Below are 6788 nucleotides of genomic sequence, written 5' to 3' on the forward strand. Positions count from 1 at the left end.
CGCGGCTGCTATGCAGCCGATCGCAGCCTCGCCAGGGCTCGGCAGCGGCTACAAAAGCGGGGAGGCGAGTGACCGGGCCATCGGCTGCAACCGTTGCCCCGTAGCCGCTGTCGAGCGTCAGCGAGGCTGCGCTCGACGGCGCAGCCGTCGCCAAACCAGGTGCCGCGGTATTTCTGATTCACCGCGGTTGCCGGGTTCGCGGCTGCTATGCAGCCGATCGCAGCCTCGCCAGGGCTCGGCAGCGGCTACAAAAGCGGGGAGGCGAGTGACCGGGCCATCGGCTGCAATCGTTGGCCCGTAGCCGCTGTCGAGCGTCAGCGAGGCTGCGATCGACGGCGCAGCCGTCGCCAAACCAGGCACCGCGGTATTTCTGATACACCGCTTTGCGTCGGGCGGGGCAAAACCGCTATCGTCGCCGCCTCTTCAAGACGAGGCGAGCATGGGCTATCTACTTTTTGTCACGCTGATCCAGGCGTTTTCCTTCAGCCTGATCGGCGAATACCTGGCCGGGCATGTCGACAGTTATTTCGCGGTGCTGGTCCGGGTGTTGCTGGCCGGGCTGGTGTTCATCCCGCTGACCCGCTGGCGCCAGGTGGAGCCGGCGTTCATGCGCAGCATGCTGCTGATCGGCGCCTTGCAGTTCGGCGTGACCTACGTCTGCCTGTACCTGAGTTTTCGCGTGCTGACGGTGCCGGAGGTGCTGCTGTTCACCATCCTCACGCCGCTGCATGTGACCCTGATCGAGGACGCGCTGAACCGGCGCTTCAACCCCTGGGGCCTGCTGGCGGCGCTGGTGGCGGTGGCCGGGGCGGCGGTGATCCGCTACGACCGCATCAGCCCGGATTTCTTCATGGGCTTTCTGCTGCTGCAACTGGCCAACTTCACCTACGCCGCCGGGCAGGTGTTGTACAAGCACCTGGTGGCGCGCCATCCGAGCGACCTGCCGCATTACCGGCGTTTCGGCTACTTCTACCTGGGGGCGCTGGCGGTGGTATTGCCGGCCTTCCTGCTGTTCGGCAAGCCGGACTTCCTGCCCGAAGCGCCGTTGCAATGGGCCGTGCTGCTGTTTCTCGGGCTGGTGTCCACCGCGCTGGGGCTGTACTGGTGGAACAAGGGCGCCTGCCTGGTCACTGGCGCGACCCTGGCGGTGATGAACAACCTGCATGTGCCGGTGGGGCTGCTGATCAACCTGTTGATCTGGAACCAGCATGAAGCGCTGGGGCGCTTGTTCCTGGGGGCGCTGGTGATTCTGGCTGCGGTGTGGATCAGCCGTCGCGGCGTAAAAGCCGCGACTACTGCCACTGCCCTGTAGGAGCGGCCGGTCGACGCTCGATTGCCCGCGATAGTGGTCTGACAGACACCGCGGGGTCAGGCCGCTGCGCGGATCGCGAGCAAGCTTCGCTCCTACAGATTGAGCAGATAGAAGGGTTGATCGCCCCGGGGACAGGGCGATCAGGCGGGGGTTACAACGCGCGCTTTTCCACCTCGGGGATATGGCTGGCGCCCAGCACCGCCGGCAGCAGGCCGGCGCGCAGGTCGTTGCCGCTCGGCTGCTGATACAGGCTCAGGCCGAACTCCGGCATCACCGCCAGCAGGTAATCGAAGATATCGCCCTGGATGCGCTCGTAGTCGGTCCACGCCGTGGTGCGGGTGAAGCAGTAGATTTCCAGCGGAATGCCCTGGGCGGTGGTCTGCATCTGGCGGACCATGCAGGTCATGTTCGGCTGGATGTCCGGATGACTCTTGAGGTACGCCAGGGCATAGGCGCGGAAGGTCCCCAGGTTGGTCATGCGGCGGCGGTTGGCCGACATGGCGGCGACATTGCCCTGGGCCTCGTTCCAGCTCTTGAGCTCGGCCTGCTTGCGACTGATGTAGTCGGTGAGCAGGTGGACCTTGCCCAGGCGCACCTCTTCCTCATCGTTGATGAAGCGCACGCCGCTGGCGTCGATGTACAGGCTGCGCTTGATCCGCCGGCCGCCGGACTGCTGCATGCCGCGCCAGTTCTTGAACGACTCGGACATCAGGCGCCAGGTGGGGATCGAGACGATGGTCTTGTCGAAGTTCTGCACCTTGACCGTGTGCAGGGTGATATCCACTACATCGCCGTCGGCGCCGACCTGGGGCATTTCGATCCAGTCGCCGACCCGCAGCATGTCGTTGCTGGTCAGCTGCACGCTGGCGACGAACGACAGCAGGGTGTCCTTGTAGACCAACAGGATCACCGCCGACATGGCGCCCAGGCCGGACAACAGCAGCAGCGGCGAGCGGTCGATCAGGGTGGCGACGATGATGATCGCGCCGAACACGAACAGCACCATCTTCGCCAGTTGCACGTAACCCTTGATCGAACGGGTGCGCGCATGTTCGGTGCGGGCGTAGATGTCCAGCAGGGCATTGAGCAGGGCGCTGATGGCCAGCACCTGGAACAGGATGGTGAAGGCCAGGGCCAGGTTGCCGAGGAACACCAGGCTGGTCTTGCTCAGCTCCGGCACCAGGTGCAGGCCGAACTGGACCACCAGCGACGGGGTCATCTGTGCCAGGCGATGGAACACCTTGTTCTGGCGCAGGTCGTTGAGCCAGTGCAGGGACGGTTGGCGGCCGAGCAGCTTGACCGCGTGCAGGATGAGGTAGCGCGCCACTCGTCCGACGAGCAGCGCCACCACCAGCAGGATGACCAGGGCCAGGCTGGAATGCAGGAGCGGGTGCTCATCGAGCGCCCCCCAGAGGTCTTGAACGTTGAGCCAGAGCTGTTTGAAATCCATGGGGTCAGAAGCTTCCTCTATGAGACGAGACGGATCGATTAGAACATTTAAGCCGTCGAAAGTTACCGTTAAGGACGAATCGCTGACAAAAACCAATTGTTTACCGTGGTTTGCGTGAAAGAAACTCGGCCTTCGCGCCCGAAACCGTTACCCTATGCAGCTGTTTTTTTGCATATCTTCGAGGTAGCACCCGTGTTTTCCCAATTCGCCCTGCACGAACGCCTGCTCAAAGCCGTGGCCGAGCTTAAATTTGTCGAGCCAACGCCTGTGCAGGCAGCGGCCATTCCGCTCGCGCTCCAAGGGCGTGACCTGCGGGTGACGGCGCAGACCGGCAGCGGCAAGACCGCCGCGTTCGTCCTGCCGATCCTCAATCGCCTGATCGGCCCGGCGAAGATCCGTGTCAGCATCAAGACCCTGATCCTGCTGCCGACCCGTGAGCTGGCGCAGCAGACCCTGAAGGAAGTCGAACGCTTCTCGCAGTTCACCTTCATCAAGGCCGGCCTGATCACCGGCGGCGAAGACTTCAAGGTCCAGGCCGCGATGCTGCGCAAGGTGCCGGACATCCTGATCGGCACCCCGGGTCGCCTGATCGAGCAACTGAACGCCGGCAACCTCGATTTGAAAGAAGTGGAAGTGCTGGTCCTCGACGAAGCCGACCGCATGCTCGACATGGGCTTTGCCGACGACGTGCAGCGCCTGGTGGACGAGTGCCCGAACCGTCAGCAGACCATGCTGTTCTCCGCCACCACCGGTGGCTCGGGCCTGCGCGAGATGGTCGCCAAGGTCCTGAACAACCCTGAGCACCTGCAGCTCAACGCGGTCAGCCAGCTGAACGACACCACCCGCCAGCAGATCATCACCGCCGACCACAACCAGCACAAAGAGCAGATCGTCAACTGGCTGCTGGCCAACGAGACCTACCAGAAGGCCATCGTCTTCACCAACACCCGCGCCATGGCCGACCGTATCTACGGCCGCCTGGTGGCCCAGGAGTACAAGGCGTTCGTCCTGCACGGTGAGAAAGACCAGAAGGACCGCAAGCTGGCCATCGACCGCCTGAAGCAGGGCGGGGTGAAAATCCTCGTCGCCACCGACGTCGCCGCCCGCGGCCTGGATGTCGACGGCCTGGACCTGGTGATCAACTTCGACATGCCGCGCAGCGGCGACGAATACGTGCATCGCATCGGCCGTACCGGGCGTGCCGGCAATGACGGCCTGGCCATCTCGCTGATCTGCCATGGCGACTGGAACCTGATGTCGAGCATCGAGCGCTACCTCAAGCAGCACTTCGAGCGCCGCACCATCAAGGAAGTCAAAGGCACCTACAGCGGGCCGAAGAAGGTCAAGGCCTCCGGCAAGGCCGCGGGTGTGAAGAAGAAAAAGACCGACGCCAAGGGCGACAAGAAAAAAACCGTGGCCAAGGCCCCGACCAAACGCAAGACCGCCAACCGGCCGAAAAGCGATGCCCTGGTCAGCCAGGACGGCATGGCGCCGCTCAAGCGCCGCAAGCCAGCACCGGCTGCCGAATAAGCCGTAGCGCCATACAAAAAGCCCGGACCCCGTCCGGGCTTTTTATTGGCCGGCGATCAGCTGTCGGCCTTCTTCTTGGCCGCGCCTTCACTGGCTCTGGCCCCTCGACGACTTGAGTTCTTCGCTGGAACCCTCGTTGCAGAGCCTCTCTCCTGCACCAGCCGGCAGGATGAATGATTGACGCCAAAATGATGGCCAATTAACATATTGATATCATTTTGATACTAATGCGTCTCGAGGGATCGAACATGTACTCACCCGCCCTCGCGGGGAGGTTGTGCCTGGCTTTGCTGTGCTTGACTCCGCTACACCTCGTTCATGCTGCTCCCACCCCCGGTGACACCGACCTGATCCGCGAACGCCAGGACCGCCTGCTCGAAGAGCAGCGCCGGCGCCTGGAGGAACTCAAGGACCTGCCCGGAAAAGAGGCCGCTCCCACAGCGCCGACCGCGCCTGCCGACACCCGCTGTTTCCCGATCCAGGACATCGAACTCAAGGGCGCCGACAGCCTGTCCGCCGCCGAGCAGGCGCGCCTGCTCAAGCCCTATATCGGTCAGTGCCTGGGCGTCAGCCAGCTCAACGAGCTGCTCAAGGTCATCACCGACTACTACCTGGAGAAGGGCCTGGTGACCAGCCGTGCCTACCTGCCACAGCAGGACCTGTCCGCGGGCCATTTGAAGGTGCTGGTGGTCGAGGGTCGGCTCGAAGGCTTGAAGGGCGCGGCCGACAGCCAGCTGTCCGAGCGTGAGCTGGCCATGGCCTTTCCCGGCCAGGTCGGCGCGCTGGTCAACCTGCGGGAAATCGAACAACTGGTGGACCAGCTCAACCGCCTGCCGTCGAACCAGGCGCAAATGGAGCTGGCCCCCGGCAAGGAGGTCGGTGGCAGCCAAGTGCTGGTCAAGAACACCGCGCAAAAGCCCTGGCGGGCCGGGCTGTCGCGCAGCAACGACGGCCAGCGCAGCACCGGCGAGCAGCAGTGGGGCACCACCTTCGACTGGGACAGCCCGCTGGGGCTGGCCGACCAGTTGATGTTGCGCGGTGGCCACGATGCCATGAGCGACCACCAGCACACCTCCAACAACGCCATGCTCTCTTACAACCTGCCCTGGGGCTGGTGGAACTTCAGTTACACCTACAGCCAGAGCGAGTACCGCTCCCAGGCCCAGGCCAATGGTTTCAGCTTCAAGCAGACCGGCGACAGCCAGAACCACCAGCTGCGCGCCGAGCGGGTGATCCTGCGTGATGCAGTGAGCAAGACCTCGCTGAATGCCGGGCTGGCCTACCTGCGCACCAACAACTTCATCGAAGACAGCAAGCTGGCCCTGAGCAGCAATCGCCTCAGCGAAGCCCAGTTCGGCATCAACCACGGCCGGCGCATCGGCGGTGCCTTCGTCAACCTCGACCTGGGCATGCAGCACGGCATCGGTGCCTTCGACGCCCAGGACAATGGCCACCCAGGGCCGGGCGAGCCGAATGCGCGCTACCGCAAATACACCGCCACCCTCAGTTACCTGCAGCCGTTCAAGCTGTGGGGCGAGTCGTTCAGCTTCAGCAGCCTGATGACCGGCCAGCGCAGCGAAGACGTGCTGTTCAGCCCGCAGCGCACCAGCCTGGGCGGGCAGTCGTCGATTCGCGGGTACAAGGATCAGTCGCTGTCCGGCGACAGCGGCGGTTACTGGCGCAACGACCTGCGCTGGAGCCGTCCGGTGACCCTCGGCTGGCTGCGCCCGGTGTTCGCCGAGTACGGCAGCAGCCTGGGCTACGACCAGGGTGTGATCCGTGGCGACCGCTACAACGGCGAGCAGCACGGGCGTCTGTCGAGCAACTCTCTGGAGCTGTTCGCCCGCGGCCAGCACCTGGCGACCAGCGTGACCTTCGCCCATTCCCTTGAACGCCCGGATGTCCTGAGCGAGCGCGAAGCGCCGATCTACTTCCGCCTGGATTTCCTCCTCTGATTCGCGTTTTTTCGAGACCTTCGACATGGATGTTCGCCAATTCGCTTTCCTGGCCCGCCAGCCTTCTGCTGCCCTGAAAACCCGCGAGCACTTCTGGGGCATGCCCAAGCGCGGCCTGGCGTTCATCCTGGCCAACGCCATGTTCTGGCAACCGCTGTGGGCCCAGGCGGAAGGCATCGTGGTCAGCGCGCCGGGCACCAGCCTGGGGCAGGCGGGCAACGGCGTGCCCATCGTCAATATCGCCACGCCCAATGGCAGCGGCCTGTCGCATAACCAGTTCCACGACTACAACGTCGGCCAGCAGGGTCTGATCCTCAACAACGCCACCGACCGCACGCAAAGCACCCAGCTGGGCGGGATCATCGTCGGCAACCCGAACCTCAAGGGCGTCGCCGCGCAAACCATCCTCAACGAAGTCAACGGTGGCAGCCCCAGCCAACTGCGCGGTTACACCGAAGTGGCGGGGCAGTCGGCCCATGTGATCGTCGCCAACCCCTATGGCATCAGCTGCAACGGCTGCGGCTTCATCAACACCCCGAAA

Annotated in this window: 5 protein-coding genes; 4 read left to right on the plus strand and 1 reads right to left on the minus strand. The window is 64.0% G+C overall.

The window, feature by feature from the left end; translation table 11 throughout:
* The first annotated feature begins 439 nt into the window (after positions 1 to 439).
* The gene (locus PVZ78_RS10100; protein ID WP_273828633.1) at positions 440 to 1312 is read left to right on the plus strand and encodes a carboxylate/amino acid/amine transporter; all 873 of its coding nucleotides are present in this window, start codon (positions 440 to 442) and stop codon (positions 1310 to 1312) included.
* Positions 1313 to 1463: 151 nt separating this feature from the next.
* Here the strand turns inward: PVZ78_RS10100 and PVZ78_RS10105 are convergent, their stop codons facing one another.
* Positions 1464 to 2762, minus strand: a complete 1299-nt coding sequence (locus tag PVZ78_RS10105; protein WP_009047612.1) for a mechanosensitive ion channel family protein — start codon at positions 2760 to 2762, stop codon at positions 1464 to 1466.
* A gap of 192 nt (positions 2763 to 2954) precedes the next feature.
* Here PVZ78_RS10105 and PVZ78_RS10110 point away from each other — a divergent pair, with 192 nt between their 5' ends.
* From PVZ78_RS10110 to PVZ78_RS10120, 3 genes are all read left to right on the plus strand, one after another.
* Complete coding sequence (locus PVZ78_RS10110) at positions 2955 to 4292, plus strand: DEAD/DEAH box helicase (protein ID WP_009047613.1); 1338 nt, start codon at positions 2955 to 2957, stop codon at positions 4290 to 4292.
* A gap of 248 nt (positions 4293 to 4540) precedes the next feature.
* Complete coding sequence (locus tag PVZ78_RS10115) at positions 4541 to 6247, plus strand: ShlB/FhaC/HecB family hemolysin secretion/activation protein (RefSeq protein WP_273828634.1); 1707 nt, start codon at positions 4541 to 4543, stop codon at positions 6245 to 6247.
* Between the two features lie 25 nt (positions 6248 to 6272).
* On the plus strand, positions 6273 to 6788 hold a 516-nt coding region (locus PVZ78_RS10120), incomplete at its 3' end, for a filamentous hemagglutinin N-terminal domain-containing protein (protein ID WP_273828635.1).

Origin of the sequence: Pseudomonas sp. SBT1-2 (genome assembly GCF_028640875.1) — a bacterium.
Taxonomy (GTDB): domain Bacteria; phylum Pseudomonadota; class Gammaproteobacteria; order Pseudomonadales; family Pseudomonadaceae; genus Aquipseudomonas; species Aquipseudomonas chlororaphis_I.